This window comes from uncultured Parabacteroides sp. (assembly GCF_905196875.1).
Classification (GTDB): Bacteria; Bacteroidota; Bacteroidia; order Bacteroidales; family Tannerellaceae; genus Parabacteroides.
In genome coordinates this window covers 1-21,922 of sequence record NZ_CAJJWO010000083.1, presented here as the reverse complement: position 1 = coordinate 21,922, position 21,922 = coordinate 1, and the positions used below count along the sequence as shown (strand labels likewise).

The 21,922-nt window shown below is 45.0% G+C and carries 20 protein-coding genes; 15 read left to right on the top strand and 5 right to left on the bottom strand.

Annotation, left to right across the window (positions count from 1 at the left end; genetic code table 11):
* The coding region (locus QZ076_RS19190; protein WP_293716287.1) for an AI-2E family transporter at positions 1-840 on the bottom strand (840 nt) is incomplete at its 3' end.
* Between the two features lie 301 nt (positions 841-1,141).
* Here QZ076_RS19190 and QZ076_RS19185 point away from each other — a divergent pair.
* Complete coding sequence (locus tag QZ076_RS19185; protein ID WP_293716283.1) at positions 1,142-1,660, top strand: DUF308 domain-containing protein; 519 nt, start codon at positions 1,142-1,144, stop codon at positions 1,658-1,660.
* Positions 1,661-1,668: 8 nt separating this feature from the next.
* Here QZ076_RS19185 and QZ076_RS19180 read toward each other — a convergent pair whose 3' ends face one another.
* On the bottom strand, positions 1,669-2,571 hold the full coding sequence (locus tag QZ076_RS19180) for an AraC family transcriptional regulator (protein WP_293716280.1): 903 nt from the start codon (positions 2,569-2,571) through the stop codon (positions 1,669-1,671).
* A gap of 235 nt (positions 2,572-2,806) precedes the next feature.
* Between QZ076_RS19180 and QZ076_RS19175 the strand changes: the two genes are divergently transcribed.
* The 13 genes from QZ076_RS19175 to QZ076_RS19115 all read left to right on the top strand — a co-directional run bounded on the left by QZ076_RS19175 (position 2,807) and on the right by QZ076_RS19115 (position 15,371).
* Positions 2,807-3,412, top strand: coding sequence for a TetR/AcrR family transcriptional regulator (locus tag QZ076_RS19175; protein WP_293716277.1), 606 nt, complete (start codon positions 2,807-2,809; stop codon positions 3,410-3,412).
* Positions 3,413-3,456: 44 nt separating this feature from the next.
* Complete coding sequence (locus QZ076_RS19170; protein WP_293716274.1) at positions 3,457-4,839, top strand: TolC family protein; 1,383 nt, start codon at positions 3,457-3,459, stop codon at positions 4,837-4,839.
* Positions 4,840-4,879: 40 nt separating this feature from the next.
* The gene (locus QZ076_RS19165) at positions 4,880-5,902 is read left to right on the top strand and encodes an efflux RND transporter periplasmic adaptor subunit (protein ID WP_293716271.1); all 1,023 of its coding nucleotides are present in this window, start codon (positions 4,880-4,882) and stop codon (positions 5,900-5,902) included.
* Between the two features lie 13 nt (positions 5,903-5,915).
* Positions 5,916-9,041, top strand: coding sequence for an efflux RND transporter permease subunit (locus tag QZ076_RS19160; protein ID WP_293716268.1), 3,126 nt, complete (start codon positions 5,916-5,918; stop codon positions 9,039-9,041).
* A 55-nt stretch (positions 9,042-9,096) separates the two neighbouring features.
* Complete coding sequence (locus tag QZ076_RS19155; protein ID WP_293716263.1) at positions 9,097-9,390, top strand: PG0541 family transporter-associated protein; 294 nt, start codon at positions 9,097-9,099, stop codon at positions 9,388-9,390.
* Positions 9,391-9,396: 6 nt separating this feature from the next.
* Positions 9,397-9,954, top strand: a complete 558-nt coding sequence (locus QZ076_RS19150) for an STM3941 family protein (protein ID WP_293716259.1) — start codon at positions 9,397-9,399, stop codon at positions 9,952-9,954.
* Positions 9,955-9,967: 13 nt separating this feature from the next.
* Entirely contained in the window at positions 9,968-10,666 is a 699-nt protein-coding gene (locus QZ076_RS19145; RefSeq protein WP_293716256.1) for a response regulator transcription factor, read from the top strand.
* On the top strand, positions 10,663-11,424 hold the full coding sequence (locus QZ076_RS19140; protein ID WP_293716253.1) for a DUF1295 domain-containing protein: 762 nt from the start codon (positions 10,663-10,665) through the stop codon (positions 11,422-11,424). The genes QZ076_RS19145 and QZ076_RS19140 overlap by 4 nt, the downstream gene beginning before the upstream one ends.
* A gap of 7 nt (positions 11,425-11,431) precedes the next feature.
* Entirely contained in the window at positions 11,432-12,658 is a 1,227-nt protein-coding gene (locus tag QZ076_RS19135) for an NADH:flavin oxidoreductase (RefSeq protein ID WP_293716250.1), read from the top strand.
* A gap of 2 nt (positions 12,659-12,660) precedes the next feature.
* Complete coding sequence (locus QZ076_RS19130) at positions 12,661-13,512, top strand: SDR family oxidoreductase (RefSeq protein ID WP_293716247.1); 852 nt, start codon at positions 12,661-12,663, stop codon at positions 13,510-13,512.
* 131 nt (positions 13,513-13,643) lie between these two features.
* Positions 13,644-14,231 (top strand): 50S ribosomal protein L25/general stress protein Ctc, encoded by a 588-nt coding sequence (locus tag QZ076_RS19125; protein ID WP_293716244.1) that lies wholly within the window; start codon positions 13,644-13,646, stop codon positions 14,229-14,231.
* A 114-nt stretch (positions 14,232-14,345) separates the two neighbouring features.
* Positions 14,346-14,909 carry an aminoacyl-tRNA hydrolase gene (pth, locus tag QZ076_RS19120; RefSeq protein ID WP_293716241.1) on the top strand — a complete coding sequence of 188 codons (564 nt, stop codon included), beginning with the start codon at positions 14,346-14,348 and terminating at the stop codon, positions 14,907-14,909.
* 30 nt (positions 14,910-14,939) lie between these two features.
* Positions 14,940-15,371: an RNA-binding S4 domain-containing protein gene (locus tag QZ076_RS19115; RefSeq protein ID WP_293716238.1), complete on the top strand. Its 432-nt coding sequence runs from the start codon at positions 14,940-14,942 to the stop codon at positions 15,369-15,371.
* Positions 15,372-15,438: 67 nt separating this feature from the next.
* Here QZ076_RS19115 and QZ076_RS19110 read toward each other — a convergent pair whose 3' ends face one another.
* The 3 genes from QZ076_RS19110 to QZ076_RS19100 are packed head-to-tail and all read right to left on the bottom strand — an operon-like array spanning position 15,439 to position 20,354.
* A complete protein-coding gene (locus QZ076_RS19110) occupies positions 15,439-15,912 on the bottom strand; it encodes a toxin-antitoxin system YwqK family antitoxin (RefSeq protein WP_293716235.1) in 474 nt (157 codons plus the stop codon).
* 12 nt (positions 15,913-15,924) lie between these two features.
* Complete coding sequence (locus QZ076_RS19105) at positions 15,925-17,523, bottom strand: Ig-like domain-containing protein (RefSeq protein WP_293716232.1); 1,599 nt, start codon at positions 17,521-17,523, stop codon at positions 15,925-15,927.
* A gap of 35 nt (positions 17,524-17,558) precedes the next feature.
* Positions 17,559-20,354, bottom strand: coding sequence for a TonB-dependent receptor (locus QZ076_RS19100; RefSeq protein WP_293716229.1), 2,796 nt, complete (start codon positions 20,352-20,354; stop codon positions 17,559-17,561).
* A gap of 230 nt (positions 20,355-20,584) precedes the next feature.
* Between QZ076_RS19100 and QZ076_RS19095 the strand changes: the two genes are divergently transcribed.
* On the top strand, positions 20,585-21,850 hold the full coding sequence (locus QZ076_RS19095) for a DUF3843 family protein (RefSeq protein WP_293716226.1): 1,266 nt from the start codon (positions 20,585-20,587) through the stop codon (positions 21,848-21,850).
* The last annotated feature ends 72 nt before the right edge of the window (positions 21,851-21,922 follow it).

Here is a 21,922-nt window from a genome sequence, read left to right as displayed (position 1 = left end):
AAAACGGATCAGGTTATCTACGTTCGTAATCACGATCAATGCATAGGCGGCCAGTCCTAACCCATTTACCCAATCTCCGGTCAATGCCATATACACGACAAGAGGAAGCCAGACAATAGCGGTTCCGACAACTGGAATAATAGTCGCAAAGCAGGTCAGAAACCCGAAAAGGAAAGCACTCGGTGCATTAAATATCCAATAGCCCAGCATGGCGATCAGTCCCTGAATAATAGCCAGCAAAGGAATACCTATTGCATTGGATGTTACGATCATATTGATCTCTTTCAGGACTTCTTTCTTGTTTCTTTCGTTGAAAGGCAGAATGTCGTAAATATAAGCTTCCATCTGGCTGCCACCGATCAACATAAAATAAAGTATCAACACCAGTACGGCTACGTTGATAGCAAAACCGCTGATGCCTCCCATCAACACCTGTCCGATCTTAGGTAGTACGGAGACGATCGATGCGATATTACCTTTATCCAATATATTATACCCTACTTTCTGACGGACAATATCAGCTATATGCTCAAAGCTGCTGACCAGTACGTTCGGGTCGAGATTGATCGTCTGTAATTTATTGATAAACAACCATACGGCCAGAGAGAGAGGGATCAGAAAACATAAAATGGTTTCGAGTAGCAGAAGTATAGCAACCAGGCTGCGGTTCAAATGTTTCTTTTCCGTAAGATGCAGCATCTGCTTTCTCAGCAATATATAGATGGTGAATGCTCCGAGTATACCTCCCAGGAATGGCATAAATTCAATAAAAAGTATTATCCCCATGACCAGAATAATTGTAATCAGGGAATACTTCCAGTACGATTCTTTCAAGCTCATATTCGTTTTTATAATAGAATGTTTAACCTCATTAATAACAACGGTTGATCACAAATGTTTCCGATCGTGATTCCTACCCTTTCTAATAAAACAAATTAATCAGGACAGTTGTTAAGATTAAATCATTTTAATTATAACTTTAGCTGCTCCGGACTCGCTATGGTAAATCCGATTTTCCCATACACATCCTTTCCATGAACTACATTATTTTATTACGAACCATATCAATCGTTATATTTAACAAAGAAAATACCGTACCTTCGTTGTTATATATTAAAAGAACTACTAAAAATATATTCAGATGAAAAAAGTAAACAATTCGATTCTGCGCAGTGCTTTTGCTATGATATTAGGATTCGTACTGGTTTTATGGCCGGAAGCCGCAGTTACCTATCTGGTTATTGCAATAGGTATCTGTTTTATACTACCTGGGATATTTTCTTTACTCAGTTACTTTACACGGGAGAAAGTAGAGGGAGAACCTTCACCGATGTTCCCTATCGACGGTGCCGGAAGTATTCTATTCGGTGCATGGTTGGTGGTTATGCCGGCGTTTTTTGTGAATATATTAATGTATATACTGGGAGCTTTACTGGTTATAGCCGGAATCCAGCAAATCACAATGCTGGTTTCGGCACGTAAGTGGAGTATCGTGCCGCTCGGCTTTTATGTGATGCCGGCACTTATCTTACTGACCGGCATCATGATCATTGCTTATCCGTTTGGAGCAGCGGCAAATACATTTGTCATCTTTGGGGTCGCCAGTATTTTCTATGGAGTCATAGAATTATTGAACTGGTACAAGTTCCGCCAAAGATAAACCGAAGGTTACGACTTACGGTATTCCATCGGGGAAATCCCCATATGCTTCTTAAAGAATTTCCCGAATGTCGACTGATCGGAAAAATGCAGAATATCTGCGACTTGCTGTACGGTTGCCTGCGGAGCCTTCAACAGGATCTTCGCTTCCACGATCAAAGCATCGTCGATCCACTTATTCGCAGATTTCCCGGTCAGTTCTTTTAAGATAAGGGACAGATACTGAGGAGTGATAAACAGTTTCTCTGCATAAAATGTCACCACATGCTGTTCTTTGCAATGTTCAAACAACAACTGCAGGAATTGTTCAAAAAGTTCCTCTTTACGTGAAAGGGCTGGCACCAACATTCCGTCTTTTTTACCCATCAGGATATTGGCTATCTCCAGCAGGAAGCCGACAAAGGCATTTTGCATCACCTCTTTCTGGAAGAAATGAGAACGGTTCTTTATTTTCTTCCTCAATAATTCTATCTGGTCATTTATTAATTCCGTTTCCTCCGGTTCAAATGTAGTGCATGGATTCTTCTTCAATTGCATATAGTTTGCCATGGAAGGACTACGCTTGGCTGGATTGCACTCATCCAGAAAATATTTTGAAACAACCAACAGTTTCCCTTTAAAATCCTTACTGACTTTGTTCAACTGCATTGTATGCGTAGGCATAATAATTACGAAACTGTTTGCTTTTAACACATAAGGTACATAATCCAGATAAATTTCTGACGAGCCTTCTAACGCCAAAACCATCAGAAGCGCATCCAAGCGCATCGGAGTAGTATATTCATTTACATCAGAATTATCTATATCACGGGTTCCATCGATATCCGCTATTGAAAAAATATCCTGAAAGCTGTCACGAATAACGATACCTTTATTCAATTCAGCTAAATCTATTAAAGGAAGATTTTCCATAATTTTCTTTATTTACTCAATCGTAGTAAGTGCAAAGATAGCCTTTTATTTATACCCACAACCCTTTTTGTTTCATTTTTTACCAATTAAAACATAATTTCGACCGATAAAGATTCTTTAAAGCCTACAAGATTTCGTTTCAAACCAATCATGTAACGGAATAAACCTTTTCGGTTTTCTAAATTAAGTGGACGTTTGCCAACGTACATAATCATCGAGAATACAAAAAACATATATGAATAAAGAACAGATAATGATGACTGCGCTTGACTTGTTCTCGCAACACGGAATAAAGAGTGTGAGCATGGATGATATCGCCCGTAACATGGGTATATCAAAGCGCACAATTTATGAGTTCTTCGAAGATAAAGAAACTCTTCTGGTGAAAGGCATCGAATACAATCACAAAAAGATGAAGCAGGTATTGACCGAACTGGAAGAAGGTCCGTATTCTGTTGTAGAAGAGATCATCTTATTTTATGAAGAATGCATGAAGCGTCCCCGGTGGTATAACCGGAAATTTTATGATGATCTGAAACGATACCCGAAAGCTCTTGAATTAAATGAAAAGAATAAAGCAGAATTTTCAAAGAAGTGCATGAAGCTTTTTACCAGAGGTGTAAAAGAAGGAGTCTTTCAGAAAGGTATAAATTTTGAAATTGTAACTCTGCTGGCAAAAGAACAGATCAAAATGATACGTCCCACAGGTGCATTCCTGAACCATTCCGTATCGGAAGTCTACAAGACCGTCTTATTTACTTTCTTACGTGGGATATGTACAGAAAAAGGTCTTGCAATATTAGACAGATACGCATTGAAGCAATCACAGAATTTATTGTGAGAGAATTATAATAGGTATTATATTCAAAATCAAATCTAGTTTAAATGAAACGAGTATTAGTTAGGAAAAAGATGATGTGGGTAGTTTTGATGTTACTACCGTCTCTAGCCTTTACTTCAGCCAAAGCACAGGATGTACTGAAGCTGAACCTGAGCAAAGCACTGGAGATTGCGCTGAGTGAGAACCCAACCGTAAAAGTCGCAGACAAAGAAATCGAAAAGAAAAAGTATGCGCAAAAGGGTTCGTATGCCGCTCTGTTCCCAGATATTAGCTTTGCTGCGGACTACAATCGGACACTGAAAAAACAGGTTATGTATATGGATGGCTTCGATATGGGAAGTTCGGAAATTCCCGAAGGAACAGAAGTTCCGGATATGAGTAAAGGGATTGAAGTAGGACGTGATAACAACTGGAGTCTTGGATTTAACGCTTCGATGCCGCTGGTAAATGCATCTTTATGGAAGAGCCTGAGCATATCGGCCCTGGATGTCGAACTATCGGTGGAACAAGCACGTTCATCCAAAATTTCTATGGTGAACCAGGTAAAGAAAAGTTTTTACGGAGTATTACTGGCCAATGATTCATACCGTGTATTCAAAGACAGTTACGACAACGCAATGGAGAACTACCTGGACATCAAGAAGAAATATGAACAGGGAACCGTTGCCGAATACGACCTGATACGTGCCGATGTTACTGTAAAGAACAGCGAGCCTAATATGTTACAGGCATTAAACTCATTAACACTTGCCAAATGGCAACTGAAAGCATTATTGGGAATGGACCTGGAGACAGAGATCGATTGCGAAGGTACACTGGTTGACTATGAAACCGAGTTATTCGCAGACTTCTTATCGACCGACACGACACTTTCTGAGAACACGGATTTGAAACAGATCGATTTACAAGCCGAACAGTTGAAAAAGACATTGATGATGCAGAAGTTCGATTATCTGCCAACACTGTCTTTAACCGGTCTTTACCAATGGACGTCCATGAATAATGATTTCAAGTTCAAAAACTACCAATGGAACCCTTATTCAATGATCGGTGTTACACTGACTGTTCCTATCTTTTCGGGAGGAAGCAAATATCATAAGATCAAACAGACACAGGTATCCATGCAACAGATGGATTTGCAGCGCGAGGATACAAAACGTAACCTGCAACTGTCTATCAAACAATATATGGATAATATGAACACTTGTATCAAGAAGTTCGATGCAGCACAAAAAGGAGTGGAACAGGCAAACCGCGGATATCTTATCGCCCAGAAGCGATACGACACCGGTGCCGGAACACTGTTGGAAATGAATGATGCTGAGTTGGCACTCACGCAATCGAAGTTGAATTTCAATCAATCCATATACGATTATATGGTAGCTAAATCAGATCTGGAGAAAGTACTGGGTCAACAAAATTACTAATTAACTAGCAATGAGAATAAAAATAAAAACAGTTTACAATATGAAAACACGTGAAATGCTGAAAGTTGTACCACTCGTTACGTTAGCCTTGCTGATGTCCTGCTCGGGTGAGAAGAAAGACGCAACAACCCAGGCCGTTGATGAAAAGGTGAAAGTGAAAATAGAACAGGTATCAGCTCAGGATGTAGACCAGATAGCAGAATTTACAGCCACTGTGGAGGCAAATATAAAGAATAATATAGCACCTCAGTCGCCGGTCCGTATTGAGAAACTGTTCGCAGAAGTAGGTGACCATGTGAAAGAAGGCCAGTTATTGGTCAAAATGGATGCCAACAACCTGAAACAAGCCAAAGTCCAGTTGGACAATCAGGAAGTAGAGTTCAAGCGTATCGACGAACTATATAAAGTGGGCGGTGCTTCGAAATCAGCCTGGGATGCTCAGAAAACCCAGTTGGATATAAGTCGTGAAAGTTACAAGAACCTGCAGGAGAACACTCAGTTACTAAGCCCGATCAGTGGTATTGTAACTGCCCGTAATTATGACAACGGCGATATGTATAGCGGTGGAGATCCGATCTTTATCGTCGAACAGATTCGTCCGGTTAAACTGCTCGTGAATGTTTCCGAAAGCTATTTCACCCAGGTAAAGAAAGGGAATGAAGTAGATATCAAGCTGGATGTTTACGGCGACGAAGTATTCAAAGGGAAAGTGAGTCTGGTTTACCCGACCATCGATGCCACAAGTCGTACCTTCCCTGTCGAGATCAAGATTGCAAATACCGACGAACGCGTACGTCCGGGAATGTTTGCCCGTGCAACAATGAACTTCGGTACAAGAAATCACGTTGTCACTCCCGACCAGGCTATCGTTAAGCAGTCCGGATCAGGCGATCGCTACATTTATGTATATAAGAATGGAAAAGTATCTTACCAGAAGGTAGAACTGGGACGTCGTATGGGTAACAAATACGAAATTATATCAGGCGTTGAGAACGGAGACCAGGTGGTAACAACCGGTCAGAACCGTTTGACTAATGGAATGGAAGTAGAAATTGACAAGTAAGAAATAACACTATATGAGTTTATATGCAACAGCGGTCAAAAAGCCGGTAACCACCGCCCTCGTGTTTGTGGCAGTGGTAATTATGGGGCTTTTTTCCCTAACCCGATTATCAGTAGACTTGCTGCCGGAGATCGAGACCAACATGATCATGGTCATGACGGCCTATCCCGGAGCCAGTGCCACAGATATTGAAATGAACGTATCCAAGCCATTGGAAAACGTGTTGAACAGTGTGAGTGACCTGAAGCACATCACATCACAATCTCGCGAAAACATCTCTATCGTTACTCTGGAATTTGAATACGGAACCGATATCGATGTCGCGACCAACGACGTCCGGGATAAACTGGACATCGTAGAGTCGTCGCTGCCGGATGATGTAGAAAATCCGATCATCTTTAAGTTTGGTACCGACGATATTCCTATCCTGTTGCTTTCGGTAACAGCAGAGGAAAGTACCAACGCCTTATATAAGATCCTCGACGATAAAGTATCGAACCCATTGGCACGTATCAGCGGTGTGGGTGCGGTATCTATCTCAGGAGCACCTATCCGTGAGGTACAGATATATTGCGACCCTTACAAACTGGAGGCTTACGGTCTGACTATCGAAGGTATTTCTTCGATCATCGCCCAGGAAAACCGTAATACCCCGGGTGGTAGCATCGATATCGGCTCAAACACTTACACTCTGCGTGTACAGGGTGAGTTTACCGATGCCAAACAGATGCTCGACCTGGTAGTCGGCAGCAATAACGGTAGAAATGTGTACCTGCGCGACATCGCTCGCGTGGAAGACTACGTGGAAGAACGTGCTCAGGAAACCTTCAATAATGGAGGCAAGGGGGGTATGATCGTTATCCAGAAACAGTCTGGTGCCAACTCGGTAAATATTGCCCGGAAGGTACACGAAAAGCTACCGGAAATACAGGCCAGCTTACCGTCGGATGTGCAACTGGGGGTAATTGTCGATACCTCGACAAACATTTTGAATACGATTGACAGTTTGCAGGAAACGATCATGATCACCTTCATAGTCGTTATGTTGGTTGTTTTTATCTTCCTGGGACGCTGGAGAGCGACATTCATTATTATCCTGACTATCCCGATCTCATTGATCGCCGCCTTCGCTTACTTGCTGGCATCAGGAAACACATTGAACATTATATCCCTAAGCTCACTATCCATAGCAATCGGTATGGTGGTGGATGATGCCATCGTTGTATTGGAAAACGTCACGACGCATATTGAACGGGGAAGTAAACCGAAACAGGCGGCAGTACATGCAACCAATGAGGTGGCTATTTCCGTTATCGCTTCTACGCTGACCATGTTGGCTGTATTCCTGCCGTTGACCATGGTTACAGGTATGGCTGGTATCCTTTTCAAACAGCTAGGATGGATCGTTAGTATCATTATGATCGTATCTACCGTAGGTGCTTTGACGCTGACTCCGATGCTTTGTTCTCAGCTGTTACGCCTCGATCCGAAGAAAGGTCGTTTATATGTATTGTTTTTCACTCCGATCGAGAAGGCCCTGAATGCACTGGATGTAGCTTACGGACGTTTCCTGTCCTGGGCTGTCCGCCACCGTAAGACGGTTATCACAGGTGCCGTCCTGATATTCGTTGGAAGTATGATGTTGATACCGACCGTGAAAACCGAGTTTTTCCCGACACAGGATAATGCCCGTATCGGCATCACGATAGAATTACCGATCGGTACCCGTCAGGAAATAACACGCGACCTGGCTTTACGCGTTGACAAACAGTTCCGCGAGAAATATCCGGAAATCCTGGTATTGAACTTCACCGAAGGGCAGGCCGACACAGACAACACATTCGCACAGCTCAGCGATAACGGTTCACATATTATCGAGATGAACATCAACCTGAGTAGTGTCGGCGACCGTGAAAGAGGTCTTATCGAGATTTGTGATATGATGCGTGAAGACCTGGCAGAATATTCGGAGATCAAAGAGTATAAGGTATTAGCCGGAGGTCAGTCGGGTTCTATGGGTGGTGAAAATGCTGTGGATATCGAAATCTACGGTTTCGACTTTACCAAGACCGATGCTGTAGCAGCAGACCTGGCAAGACGCTTGGAGTCACTGAAAGGTTGTTCACAGGTAAACATCAGTCGTAAAGATTATATTCCGGAATACCAGGTAGATTTCGACCGCGAAAAACTGGCAATGAACGGACTGAATGTAGCAACGGCTTCGCTGTACTTGCGTAACCGTATCAACGGTTCTACCGCTTCCAAATATCGTGAAGATGGTGACGAGTATGATATTAAAGTACGCTATGCCCCGGAATTCCGTCAGTCTATCGAAGATATCGAGAATATCATGCTATACAATAATGCCGGACAGGGAGTTCGTATCCGCGATGTCGGTAAAGTGGTAGAACGTATGACACCGCCTACTATCGAACGTAAGAACCGTGAACGTATCATCACCGTTTCTGCCGTTGTAGGTCAGGGGGCAGCCTTAAGTGACCTGGTAACAGCCGTACGGGGTGAACTGAAAAAGATGGATATCCCGAGTGATGTTAGCTGGCAATTAGGTGGTACATTCGAGGACCAGCAAGATACCTTCCAGGATCTGGGGATATTGATGGTACTGATTATCATTCTCGTGTTCATCGTTATGGCCGCCCAGTTCGAGTCGTTGACCGACCCGTTCGTAATCATGTTCTCCATTCCGTTTGCCTTTACAGGGGTTATTCTGGGATTGTCGATCACGCAAACGCCATTGGGGGTAATGGCATTGATCGGTGTAATCATGTTGATGGGTATCGTAGTTAAGAACGGTATTGTATTGATCGACTACACCATCCTGTGCCGCGAACGTGGTATGAGTATTCTTACCGCTGCCGTAACAGCCGGCAAGTCTCGTCTCCGTCCCGTATTGATGACTACATTAACAACCGTACTGGGTATGATTCCGATGGCTATCGGAACCGGTGAAGGTGCTGAAATGTGGCGTTCGATGGGTATGACAGTTGCCTGGGGTCTTGCGGTATCCACATTGATCACACTGGTTATCGTACCGGTAGTATATTGTGTATTTGCCGGTAACGGAGTGAAACGTCGTCGTCGTAAGATCGCCAAGTTGAACCAACTGGAACAATTATAAAACTTAGAAACCGGGAACTTCGAGTTCCCGGTTATAACATAAAATATAAAGAACAATGAAAGCTATATTCATATCATTCAATCAAGCTTATTACGAAATGATCTTAAGCATCATGGATCGTAACAACATCCGTGGCTTCACCTATTGGAATGAAGTACAAGGCCGTGGCAGCAAAAATGGCGAACCTCATTACGGTAGTCACGCGTGGCCTACACTGAATTCTGCCATACTGACTATGGTAGAAGATGAAAAAGTAGACTATTTCCTCGACCTGTTGCATAAGATGGATATGCAAACAGAAGCACAAGGTCTGCGTGCATTTGTATGGAATGTTGAAAAAACAATTTAAATACATATGGATACACCTTCTGTAACAACATTTAAATTGAGCAGGAAAAAGCAGAGAGGGTTGTTTCTTACAACCCTCAGTTCTGCCCTGATCGGCATAGGTTCCCTTACACTCTCTCACGATCTGAAACTCGGCGAAGGACGTTTCCTTCTGCTCCTGATCGCTTTTTTCTCATTACTAACCACAGTATTTTGTTGCATAAGCTATTATTACCTCACCCGGGAAAAATTTATTGCCATTTATATTTCCGAAGAAGGTGTCAATGATATATCCACCGGAAACAGATTTGGTACTATTTTATGGAAAGATGTTGAAAATATCAAAGTTATGGACGATATTAGCAACCTGAAACGCAAATACATTGTGTTAAAGGTCAAAAATCCAAACGAATATATTGACCGTGAACCCGCACGTAGTAAAAAACGTTCCATGGAGCTAAGGCTTCAATACTACGGATCACCTATTTGTATTTCCAACCGCGCGTTGGATTGTACTTTCGAAGAATTAAAACAGGCTGTATTCGAAAGATATAACCTTTATAAAGCTTCTCACGAAGAAGCATAGAATCTTTTTTACAATGGACAGACACCTTAAGATCCTTATTTTTACTAAAGACGAAAACCTGGGAGCATTATTCAAAGAATGCCTGAAGACAGATAAATATGCCACTGAAACATTTCCCCAGGCAGAAGAGGCCTACGATTTCTTTTGTACCGTTGGCTCAGACCTTTGTATCATGGATGTATCCGCTGATAAGGAAGAAATCACCTTGGCCGCTGCATTCAAAGCCGTACGGAATGAAACACGACTGATCTTCTTATTCAATTCACCGACCAAAGAAGATATTGTAGAAGCCTACCAGATGGGAGCAGACGATCTGATGCGAAAACCTATTAGCCTGGAAGTATTGCAGGCCCGCATCCATGCAATAATGAAACGCTCTGTTTCCGATCAGCAAAAACCGATCGTTATCTACAAATTCGGCCTTTTCTCCTTCAACACGCATACACAAACGTTATCCATAGGAGAAGAAGAGAAGAAACTGACCACCAAAGAGTCTGACCTTCTCAAAGTGTTGTGTCAGAACCCAAACAAACTGGTCGACAGAAGTTCCGCGCTACAAAGGATATGGAAAAACGACAGTTATTTCAATGCGCGCAGTATGGATGTATATATCACCAAACTACGTCACTTACTGAAAGCCGACCCGACCATCAGGATAGAAAACGTACATGGAAAAGGATACAAACTAGTGACTAAAGCTACACAGGAATGACAAACGAATATTTCAATATATTACTGATAGCAATGACAGTGATTGCCGCCATTGTTTTCATCACCCTCTATTTTGTAGAAGCCGGATACGGCATGTTGTTCGATAAGAAATGGGGAAAGCCCATCCCCAACAAGATTGCCTGGATATGTATGGAAGCTCCGGTTTTCCTGGTCATGCTTCTATTATGGAGTCAGTCCGGACGACAATTTGAAACAGCTCCCCTACTCTTCTTCCTCTTCTTTGAACTGCATTATTTACAGCGGGCATTCATCTTCCCTCTATTGATCAAAGGAAAAAGTAAGATGCCGGCCGGGATCATGACCATGGGTATCGTATTCAACCTGCTGAACGGATATATACAGGGCATGTGGATATTTTACCTCTCTCCCGAAAGTAGGTATTCAATCGATTGGTTATGCACTCCTCAATTTATTATCGGAACAATCCTTTTCTTTACCGGTATGTATATCAACTGGCGTTCCGACTATATCGTTCGTCACCTGCGTAAACCGGGCGACACCAACCACTATCTTCCGAAAGGAGGTCTGTTCAACTACGTCACCTCTGCCAATTATTTCGGAGAGTTGGTAGAGTGGTGTGGTTTTGCAATTCTGACCTGGAGTGCCAGCGGTGCTTTGTTCGCCTGGTGGACATTCGCAAACCTCGTACCTCGTGCCAATACCATCTGGCACAAATACAAAACCATGTTCGGAAAGGAAGTCGGAAACAGAAAACGGATCATTCCATTTATATACTGATTATACAATGAACAAAGAATCTCTACTATTCACCCCCGCCACAATTGGCCCGTTAACACTCAGAAACCGTACGATACGTGCGGCTGCCTTTGAAAGTATGTGCCCGGGAAACGCTCCGTCGGAAATGCTTTATAACTATCATACCTCCGTTGCTGCCGGAGGAATTGGTATGACGACACTCGCTTATGCAGCCGTTACACAGAGCGGACTTTCTTTCGAGCGCCAGTTGTGGCTACGTCCCGATATCATCCCGGGACTAAAAAAGATAACCGATGCAATCCATAAAGAAGGGGCTGCCGCATCCATACAGATCGGACATTGCGGAAACATGTCTCATAAGAATATTTGCGGATGTACCCCTATTTCAGCATCGAGCGGCTTCAATCTCTACTCACCTACTTTTGTCAGGGGTATGAAACAATCGGAGATAGCCGCGATGGCCAAAGCATTCGGGCAGGCCGTTCATCTGGCACGCGAAGCCGGAATGGATGCAGTAGAAGTACATGCCGGACACGGCTACCTGATCAGCCAGTTCCTTTCGCCTTACACCAATCACCGGAAAGACGAATACGGCGGAAGTCTGGAAAACCGGATGCGCTTTATGAAAATGTGTATGGAGGAAGTTATGAAAGCGGCCGGTTCCGATATGGCAGTCTTGGTTAAAACGAATATGCGCGATGGCTTCAAAGGCGGAATGGAAATCGACGAGACGCTGGAAGTAGCCCGTACCCTACAAAACGAATGCGGCGTACATGCCCTGATACTCAGCGGCGGATTTGTAAGCCGTGCCCCGATGTACGTCATGCGGGGAGCGATGCCTATCCGCACAATGACACATTATATGCCGGCCGGTTGGTTACCCCTCGGTGTAAGAATGGCCGGTCACCTGATGATACCGACCGAACCGTTCAAAGAGGCCTATTTCCTGGAAGATGCTCTCAAGTTCCGGGCAGCCCTGAAAATGCCTCTTGTATATGTCGGTGGTCTTATCTCACGGGAAAAGATAGACGAAGTGCTGGGAGATGGTTTCGAGTTTGTCAGTATGGCTCGCGCACTCCTGAACGATCCGGCATTCGTCAACCGTATGAAAGAAGACGAGCAGGCCCGTTGCGATTGCGGGCACAGTAACTACTGCATCGCCCGCATGTATTCGCTGGAAATGGCTTGCCATAAACATATGCAGAATCTACCCAAAAGTATTGTCAAGGAAATAGAAAAACTGGAGTATAAATAATAATGGAAAAAGGAATAGCCATTATAACCGGTGCCGACGGTGGCATGGGACAAGAGATCACCCTGGCACTGGCTAAAGACGGTTTTCAGATCATCATGGCGTGCAAGGAACCAGAGAAAGCACGCCCGGTCTGCGAACGTATAAAAAAAGAAAGCGGAAATGAACAAATAGAGGTTCGTGTGATAGACCTCTCCTCTTTATCATCCGTTTATGCTTTCGTTCAAAAAATATTGGCGGAAGGCCGCCCGGTCAGCCGGTTAATGAATAATGCCGGAGTCTTGACCACTAACATTCGCCCAACGATAGACGGATTGGAAACGATCGTCAGCGTGAATTATGTCGGTCCCTACCTACTTACCCGATTGTTGCTTCCCCTGATGCATGAAGGAACCCGGATCGTCAATACGGTATCCTGCACCTACACCATCGGTAAAATAGAATCCGACTTTTTCACCAAAGGGAAAAATGGACGTTTCAACCGGATATCGGTGTACGGAAATACTAAACTGGCCTTATTACTCTTTACACGCGAACTGGCAAAAAGGGTAAAAGAAAAGAGAATCACCGTCAATGCTTCCGATCCCGGTATCGTTAGTACGAATATGATCACGATGAATGCCTGGTTCGACCCGTTGACAGATATTCTGTTCCGCCCTTTCATCAAAACCCCGCTGCAAGGAGCGGCAACAGCCATACACCTTGCCTTGTCGGAAGATGTGAGTGGTAAAAGCGGCGGCTGCTATGCCAACTGCAAAGAGAAAAAACTGTCGGAACGTATCCTAAGTCATCCGGCACAAAGTAAACTATGGGACGATACAGAAGCATTGCTCCGCTCCCATAATTTACTGGATTAAAAAAATATACACGGGACAGTTGGAACATATTGATAAAAAACATACCTTTGCACCGCTTTTAACCCCCGTACGTGTGATGGGAAATTAGGAAGCATAAAAACTAATTTTGAGTAACACAAAAAATTAAGAAAATGAAGACATTCCAATTAGAAGGAAAAGGAAGAGAAGTAGCTACTACTTCTGCCGATCAGAAAAGAGCTTTGAAAGCTTTGCGTAAAAATCAGGAAATCCCTGCTGTATTATACGGTGGCGAAAAAGTAACTCACTTCACAATCACAACTGATAGTGTACGTAAGTTGGTTTATTCTCCGGAAATTTTCGTTGTAGAACTGAACATCGACGGAACGAAGACTATGGCTGTTGTTAAAGACATCCAGTTCCAGCCTGTAACTGACGCAATCATGCACATGGACTTCATGGAAGTTTCTACAAGCAAACCAGTAGCAATGGAAGTACCTGTTGTTCTGGAAGGTCACGCTGAAGGTGTTAAAGCCGGTGGTAAGCTGACATTGCGTATGAGAAAGCTGAAAGTAAAAGCTGTTTACACTCAGATCCCTGAAAAACTGACTATCAACGTTGATCACCTGGGCTTAGGTAAATCTATGCAGGTAGGTGCTTTACACTTCGAAGGTCTGGAACTGATGAATGCAAAGAACGCTGTTGTTTGCGCCGTTCAGTTGACTCGTGCCGCTCGTGGTGCTCAGGCTAAAGCGAACTAATTAGTCAATTAAAGTCTCCGGTCGTTCCCTGGAAGGTCCGGCTTTAATAACGAAATAAAAGGGAAGGATATTCAGCTGAATGTTCTTCCCTTTATTATTATAAATGTAAGAATTATGAAATATCTGATAACCGGACTCGGTAATATCGGCCCTGAATATTGGGGGACACGTCACAATATCGGTTTCCGTGTCGTAAATGCCCTGGCCGAAGAAGCCGGCGTCCCCTTTACGGAAGAACGCTATGGAGCGATTGCCCGGATGCGTGTAAAAAACTGCGAACTGATACTACTCAAACCGAATACGTTCATGAATCTGAGTGGTAATGCAGTCCGCTACTGGTTACAAAAAGAGAACATTCCTGTTGAAAACCTGTTGGTAGTAGTAGATGACCTGGCCCTCCCCTTCGGTACCTTACGTTTGAAGCCCAAAGGAAGCGATGCCGGTCACAACGGATTAAAGAATATACAGCAGCTCCTCGGCACACAGGAATACTGCCGTCTGCGTTTCGGTATAGGAAGCGACTTCTCCCGCGGAGGACAGATCGACTATGTACTGGGAAAATTCCCACCCGAAGAGTTGGAGATTATGCCCGAAAAAATGAAACGTGCGGCTGAGATCATTAAAAGCTTTTGCCTGGCTGGTGTACAGAACACTATGAACCAATACAATAATAAATAGTTGACAAGTGAATTGTCAACTGAAAAAGTTATGAACGAAGTACGAATAGATAAATGGATGTGGGCTGTCCGCATCTTTAAATCCCGGACCATTGCAGTCGAAGCCTGCAAAAAGAACCGGGTAATGATTGGAGGTGTAAATGTAAAAGCATCGCGTATGATAAAGGTAGGCGATGTGATACAGGTTCGTAAACCGCCTATCACCTTCTCTTTCAAAGTGCTGGCATTGACAGAACGCCGCATGGGTGCCAAGCTGGTTCCCGATTATATGGAGAACGTTACGACTCCGGACCAATATGAGATACTTGAAATGAATCGTATCTCCGGCTTTGTGGATCGTGCCCGCGGTATGGGCCGCCCCACGAAGAAAGACCGCCGCGAACTGGAACAGTTTACCGATCCGGGAGAAGGGGACGGATTCGATTTCGAGTTCGATTTCGGGCCGGGAGAAGGGGAAGAATAGATTCGGTTATTGTCAATAATGAGCTAAATTGGCACATTGGCATATTGCCACATTAGCTCATTATTTTCTAGTTTTGTTCCTCCTCTGTCAGCAATTCCCCTTCATCATCCCATGTTCGCCAGACACCGCTTTTCTTGCCGCGGGTATAGAACATTTCGAAGCGGAGTACGCCTTTCTCATTCCAGATACGCCAGGGGCCGTCTTTCTGGCCGTCTCTGTAACTGGCCAAGCCGACTAGCTGTCCGGCTTCATTGTAGGTACGCCATTCTCCGTGGAAGACACCGTGGTAATACGAGCGGACTTCCGCTATCTTCCCGTCCGGATAATAGATCACATAGGTACCTTCGGGGCGGCCGTCTTGCAGGTAAAGCTCCATCTTTAACATACCGTCGTCGTAAAATTCGGTGTAACGTCCGGTGTAGGGCGTCGTCTGCGTGGCATCCGTATAATATTGTCCCTCGCTAAGGACGAGATCCTGTGCCTGAATAGCCAGAGAACCTCCGGCTATCAGGGTAGAGACTACAAGTAGTTTCCTTATCATGTCGAATGAAGGTTAATAAGCTGTATTTTGCGGATCCCAGTTGGCCCAACCTTTTGTCCAGTCGTTTGTACCGTCGAAAGCACCTTTGTAAGTCACCTTGTCAAAGTAAGTATCGGTCAGGGCAGTGTCGGAGAAGTCAGCACCACCGATCTTATCCACTACAACAGAAGAGTAATCGGCATTCGTTGCGATCAGATCGTTGCTGGAAGCATACACCTGATTGTTCAGGCTTGTTGTTTCGAAATAACTCTTGCTTGCATCATCCTTGAAGTTTTCCCACATACCGGCAAAGATCACGTTCTTAACCGTAGCACCTGCATTCGCACCCTGAAGATACAAACCATAAGGCCAGCCGGTGAATACAGAGTTATATACATTCAGGGCAGAGTTACGACGGATATGCATTGCAGCCTGGAACTGGCCACCCTTTGCACCATTGGCAGCATCTTCCGTTGTATAAAGAATTTCACTTTCCGCCTTTCCGGCCGACTCGCCATAGAACGGGCCGATCAACGTTACATTCGAGAAGATCGGGTTGGTCAACGGCTCATTACCTGAACCATTCGCATCGTTATCCGACTCAAAACCGTTTGACTTGGAAGTATCGGCCACCTTCGGGTCACGTACGCCCAACAGGAACTGCAACTTACCGCTATAACCGTAATCCGTATCGAACTCATCATCCCAACCTTTGTAAGCAATCAGGTGCTTTGCATTCACCGTACCACCGAACCATTCGAAAGAGTCGTCACCACAGAAAGCGACCTGAATATATTCAAGTGTCGTACCACGACCCACACCGCCGCAAGTCAGACCGTTGATCTCCTTGTTAGGTTCCAGCGGATAGCCGGCAAACTCGATACGTACATACTTCACGATACCAGAATTATCTTCAGGATCATTACCTCCGTAAATGGTACGCGGGCCACCTTCGATCTGCGGTTCATTGGCATTCACAGGAGCGTTACCACACAGGATCAAACCACCCCAGTCACCATAAGCACGCGAGCCGGCCGCCTGGTCGGAAGTAAAGACGATCGGTTTCTCAGCTGTACCTTCAGCAATGATCTTACCACCCGGCTCAACGATCAGAGAACCTTTAGTCGCCTTTTCCCCTTTGATAACGGTACCCGGTTCGATCGTCAATGTCACCCCTTTGGTTACGTATACAAAACCTCTCAGCAGGTTATTGTCGACAGCTCTTAATGTCATATCCGATTTGATCTCGTTTTCGAGCACCACGTCATTACTTTCAGGAGCATCTTCGGCCACCGTCACAGCACAGGTTGCAGTGAGGCCACCATCATCAGTCTTAACAGTAATCGTTGCTGTACCGACAGCGACAGCGGTAACAGTACCATCGCTCACAGTAGCCACCTTATCATCGGAAGAAGTCCATGTCACAGTCTTTGTTGTAGCCTCGGAAGGCGTGATCGTTGCAGCCAGCTTGGCTGTTGCTGTCGGTTTTAACGACAAGATTGTTTTGTCAAGGGCAACCGCAGTTACACTCACTTTTGCCGGATCGTCGTTATCGTCGCTACAAGCTACGTTTCCAAACATCGTGGCCATACACAACATGGCGGCCACACCTTTCAATAAAAACTTGTTCATAATAAAACTAATTTAGTTTGTATAAGTGATTTCAATTAAAACTTAACGGATACTCCCACGTTGACCGTCACTCCCGGGCGGTAACTGCGGACCAACTGTTCCACTTCGCGTTTCGCTCCGGCTGCATCTGTCAGCTCCAGGAATTGTTTATACTCGATCTTCGAGTTCAGCAAGTCTTTGACACCGGCTTTCAGTTCCACATAGTTACCCAGCTTCTTCGAGAAACTCAGGTCCAGTGAGTTACGGGGCATTTCGTAGATATCGGGGATATCGTCGTTCGGATTTTGTGCCGGTACACCCACTGTTTCGATACGCTTGCCGATCCGGTTGTAAAGAACCGAAGCCGACAACCCTTTCGCGTCATTCTGATAAAAAAGCCCTGTGTTGATCAGGTAAGGCGATTGTCCCTGCATGGCTCGGTCGCGTTCGAAAGAACCTTCAGGGAAATAGACCTTACTATGGATATAAGCACCGTTGAATACGAAGCTCAGGTCTTTCAGCCCGATAAAGTCCAGGTGTTTCTTAATATCTACTTCCACACCGAACGCTTTGGCATGATCGGCATTGTGATAGGTGTACTGCAAACCCGAACCCGCCTCACGGTAGGTCTGCTCGATCGGATCGACAAAGTATTTATAGAAACCACCTATCGTCACCGTCTCGCCCGGGGAAGGATAAAACTCGTAACGCAGATCCACACTATTGGTATACGCATTCTTCAAATCAACATTTCCGGTGATATTAGCATCGAGAGCAAAGTCGTAATACACATAGGGAACTACCTCGCGAAACTCGGGACGGTTCACCGAGCGGCCATACGCTACCCTCACCTGCTGCTTGTCCGTCAGGCTGTAAGCCACATTCAGGGAAGGGAAAAATTCTGTCGAACTCTGATCGAGGTGCACCGGTTTAATTCCATCCGACTCGTAACCGTCCAGCCTCAACTGGTAGTACTCCATGCGGACACCGACATTTGCATTCAACTTCTCCCCGTAGTTCAGCTTCGCAGACACATAAGCCGCTCCCAACAGATTATCGGAGGTATAAGAGTCGCTTTTGTTCGTACTCTCTTTCATATAAATACGGTCGGCAGAGATATTCTCGTCCGAGAATATCGAACTGTAATCCCATTCGGCAAAGCGGTTGTATCCGTTACCCAGCAGGTTGTAGACAAAACGGCGGGCATCGAAATTACGTTTCTTGTATTCACCGTATACACCGGCATTCAAGGTCGGTTTGAACAAATCGGACACGGTAAAGATATGCTCGTAGTTGGTTGCCAGGGAAAAGCTGTTATCCTTCAAATCCTGATAATAGCGGGTAGGGTCGGATACGTAATACTTCAGTTCGCCGTCCTGTTTGCGTTCCATCGACTTCACCACTTTGCGGTCGGGTTCATTGTAGGCTGCATAAGCATAACCGGCTGTCCAGTCCACTTTATCGATGTCGTCATTCCAGCGATGCTCACCGGCCAGCTGCCCGGCATAGGTAGTACGTCCGGTGTAGAGCGATTCCCATTTACGGATATTCTCTTCCGAATAATAGTCCGTCCCCTGGCGTTGCGTCAGAGAAGATGAACCGCGCTGATTAAAGAAGTTACGGAACTCATATTTCGTGTTCCCTTTCAGGAAAGACCAATTGAACAAAGCTCCCAGCTTGTTCGTATTCTTATATTGCACATCGTCGTATTTATAACGGTAAGACGACTGGTCGTTCGTCATATCATACGACAGATAGTTGTTATTCTTCAGTTCGTAATAATCGTATCCCGTGCTATAATTCACGTTAGTGATATTGCCGATCTTCCAATCGCCGATATTGAACAGGCGGTTCATGGTAAAGGTCAGCTTCTGCTCCGGCAGTGCGGTGAAATGGTTGATATCCCAACCCGTATTCACCCGGCGGGTAAAGGCAGCGGCATCCGAAGTGCTTACATCGTTCAGGTGGGCAGGCATACCGGAAGGCAGCGCACGTTTACCGGCACCGAAGCCCAGATAGTCGATCGCATGCCCATCCGTCAACCGGAAGTCACGAAAAGTAGCATTCGTATTAAAGCCCAGTTGATAAGAGATATTGAAAGTATTCCCCTCCGGTACATTCTTCGTCATCAATCGTACGAAACCACCTGAGAAATCGGCAGGCAATTCAGCCGACGGACTTTTATAGACCATCATATTATCGATCAGCGAAGAAGGCAATACATCGAAGGAAAAAGCACGGCTATCCGTCTCGCTCGACGGCGTGGTGGCATTGTTCAGCCATACATTATTATAACGCTGCGCCAGACCACGAACTACGATGAAGCGGTCGTCGACGATCGTGATACCGGGAATGCGGCGAAGTACCTCGGCGGCATCGCTATCCTGCGTCTTACTGATCTGCTGGGCAGATATCCCGCTTACAACGGGGAGGCTTTTACGGACTGTGTTCAATACCGCCGTCTCCGTTCCCAGTTTCCGCTGGGCAACTACCACCACGTTCTGCAACTGAAGATCGGCATCCGACAGTTCGATCCGCAAAACGGCTTCTTGACGGGCCACTACGGCCACATCCTTGATTGTTTCCGTTTTATAAGACACATAAGAAGCCTGCAAGGTATATTTCCCCGGCTGTACCTTTTCAATACGGAAATTCCCGTCTATATCTGTAATAGCTCCGATAGTCGTTCCTTCAATGGATACGGTCGCCCCGATCAATGGTTCTTTAAATTTAGCATCCGTTACAGTCCCGCAGATAACACCTGTTTGTGCCTGGGCCGTCAGCGCAAGAAAACTTCCAAACAGCAGGAGGACCAGCATCAATAGTCCTCTCTTTTCACGCTTATTTCTCATTCCTTTACTTGTTGTTACATTTATTTACCGCAAAAGTAGAGGTGGAATATTTCAGCTAAATTTAAAATATGTGACAATACGATAACGGTTATTACAATTCGTTGACAACACATGAAAGACAGACAAATCCCTTCTTAAAATATCTTTCAGTAGAAACACACAGACGCATATCGCTATCGAATTTTTACTACATTTGTGCCTTTATTAAAACAAGACATAAATGTTATTATATGAAGAACACTAAAATCTATCCGAAAGACTGGCTGCAATTGCATCCCTATAAACAATCCGGTCCTACCGACCTTTATTATACACGTATCGCCAACCAGATACACGAAATACTGGAGCATACCGACCTGGTAAACTCCTTCGAAAAGGAAGATGCGATACAGGTTAGTATGCGTATGGCTGCTTACTTCGAAGATGTTATCTCCGGCCTGAATATCTGGCGGGCGTTTATCACACAATATAAGGAACTTACAGGCAACTATGTCCCTTTCTATACTGTCAGCGACCATTATTACGACGATGAAGCCAACTTCGAGGACGTCCGTTTCCTCCTCTGGCATTATCTCCAACAATACCACGGTGTAAAAAAAGGCACCTTCGTCAACCCGGATAACCCTACCACCGAAGAGACGGCACGCCTCATTTACCAACTGTTTTGCCAGGAATGGACTACCGCTCCCGAAAATACGAAGATGCAAATGCTCTTCGCTCCGGAAACATCCTACGAAACACCGGAACAATACGTTCCGCTATTGCACTGGTTCCATTACGACAGTTACCTGTCCGTCGACGCAAAGTTCAATTTGAGTGAAACACTTAAGGAATACTGGAGCCAGAGCCCGGAGAACAGGAATAATACTGAAGCGCTTATGGCCATCCATAACTCGATGTCATATATCGACCGGACTGCCTTCCTGGCCTACACGTCACCGAAATGGTTGTCGCTGATCCTGCCGGAAACACACCCGAACCATGCTTTCTTCGTTGAAAGTGCCGAGAGTGCCGAAAGCTTTGTCGACCCGGCCATTCAGGAACGACAGGAAGGTAATCTGGCTATTTATAAGAAATTCAAGGAGATATCCGATGATAAGCTGTTGTTCTATATGAAAAGCAAGCAGGAGTTCATCGACTTCGCTTCCGGACAGTTGAAGCTGGAAGAGAGTGAATACACCCCGCTGGCCGATTGCATCGAGTTCGATAAGTTTGCCGTATATGCTTCGCCCAAAGAGGGATTGCAGCTTTTAGTAGACGGTATCGAATTCATCAAAGACGAAGCGAATCCCTTCTACGACGAAAAGAAAGCTTCCGAACAAGGTCTCGGCTTCTTCATCGTCAAACATTGCAGCCTCGATCTGCTGAAAGCCCTCGAAGAACGCGGTATGCTGGCCGACGCACAGACCAAAAGCCTGCATAGCCCGGAATGCGGCAAAGCGATCATTCATGAGAACTGGGAGTTCCTGGCGAAGTATTTCCTGAGAGAGGTTTAAGGAAGTTCAAAACTAGAAAATAATGAGTCAATGTGGCAATATGCCAATGTGCCAATTTAGAATGTGAACTAA

Bases quoted from the DNA above. Each gene is read 5' to 3' on its own strand.
- QZ076_RS19130 (WP_293716247.1), top strand. From the start codon at position 12,661: ATGGAAAAAGGAATAGCCATTATAACCGGTGCCGACGGTGGCATGGGA.
- QZ076_RS19165 (WP_293716271.1), top strand. From the start codon at position 4,880: ATGAAAACACGTGAAATGCTGAAAGTTGTACCACTCGTTACGTTAGCC.
- QZ076_RS19140 (WP_293716253.1), top strand. From the start codon at position 10,663: ATGACAAACGAATATTTCAATATATTACTGATAGCAATGACAGTGATT.
- QZ076_RS19170 (WP_293716274.1), top strand. From the start codon at position 3,457: ATGAAACGAGTATTAGTTAGGAAAAAGATGATGTGGGTAGTTTTGATG.
- QZ076_RS19160 (WP_293716268.1), top strand. From the start codon at position 5,916: ATGAGTTTATATGCAACAGCGGTCAAAAAGCCGGTAACCACCGCCCTC.
- QZ076_RS19175 (WP_293716277.1), top strand. From the start codon at position 2,807: ATGAATAAAGAACAGATAATGATGACTGCGCTTGACTTGTTCTCGCAA.
- QZ076_RS19150 (WP_293716259.1), top strand. From the start codon at position 9,397: ATGGATACACCTTCTGTAACAACATTTAAATTGAGCAGGAAAAAGCAG.
- QZ076_RS19115 (WP_293716238.1), top strand. From the start codon at position 14,940: ATGAACGAAGTACGAATAGATAAATGGATGTGGGCTGTCCGCATCTTT.
- QZ076_RS19155 (WP_293716263.1), top strand. From the start codon at position 9,097: ATGAAAGCTATATTCATATCATTCAATCAAGCTTATTACGAAATGATC.
- QZ076_RS19180 (WP_293716280.1), bottom strand. From the start codon at position 2,571: ATGGAAAATCTTCCTTTAATAGATTTAGCTGAATTGAATAAAGGTATC.
- QZ076_RS19185 (WP_293716283.1), top strand. From the start codon at position 1,142: ATGAAAAAAGTAAACAATTCGATTCTGCGCAGTGCTTTTGCTATGATA.
- QZ076_RS19100 (WP_293716229.1), bottom strand. From the start codon at position 20,354: ATGAGAAATAAGCGTGAAAAGAGAGGACTATTGATGCTGGTCCTCCTG.
- QZ076_RS19145 (WP_293716256.1), top strand. From the start codon at position 9,968: ATGGACAGACACCTTAAGATCCTTATTTTTACTAAAGACGAAAACCTG.
- QZ076_RS19125 (WP_293716244.1), top strand. From the start codon at position 13,644: ATGAAGACATTCCAATTAGAAGGAAAAGGAAGAGAAGTAGCTACTACT.
- pth (WP_293716241.1), top strand. From the start codon at position 14,346: ATGAAATATCTGATAACCGGACTCGGTAATATCGGCCCTGAATATTGG.
- QZ076_RS19095 (WP_293716226.1), top strand. From the start codon at position 20,585: ATGAAGAACACTAAAATCTATCCGAAAGACTGGCTGCAATTGCATCCC.
- QZ076_RS19135 (WP_293716250.1), top strand. From the start codon at position 11,432: ATGAACAAAGAATCTCTACTATTCACCCCCGCCACAATTGGCCCGTTA.
- QZ076_RS19105 (WP_293716232.1), bottom strand. From the start codon at position 17,523: ATGAACAAGTTTTTATTGAAAGGTGTGGCCGCCATGTTGTGTATGGCC.
- QZ076_RS19110 (WP_293716235.1), bottom strand. From the start codon at position 15,912: ATGATAAGGAAACTACTTGTAGTCTCTACCCTGATAGCCGGAGGTTCT.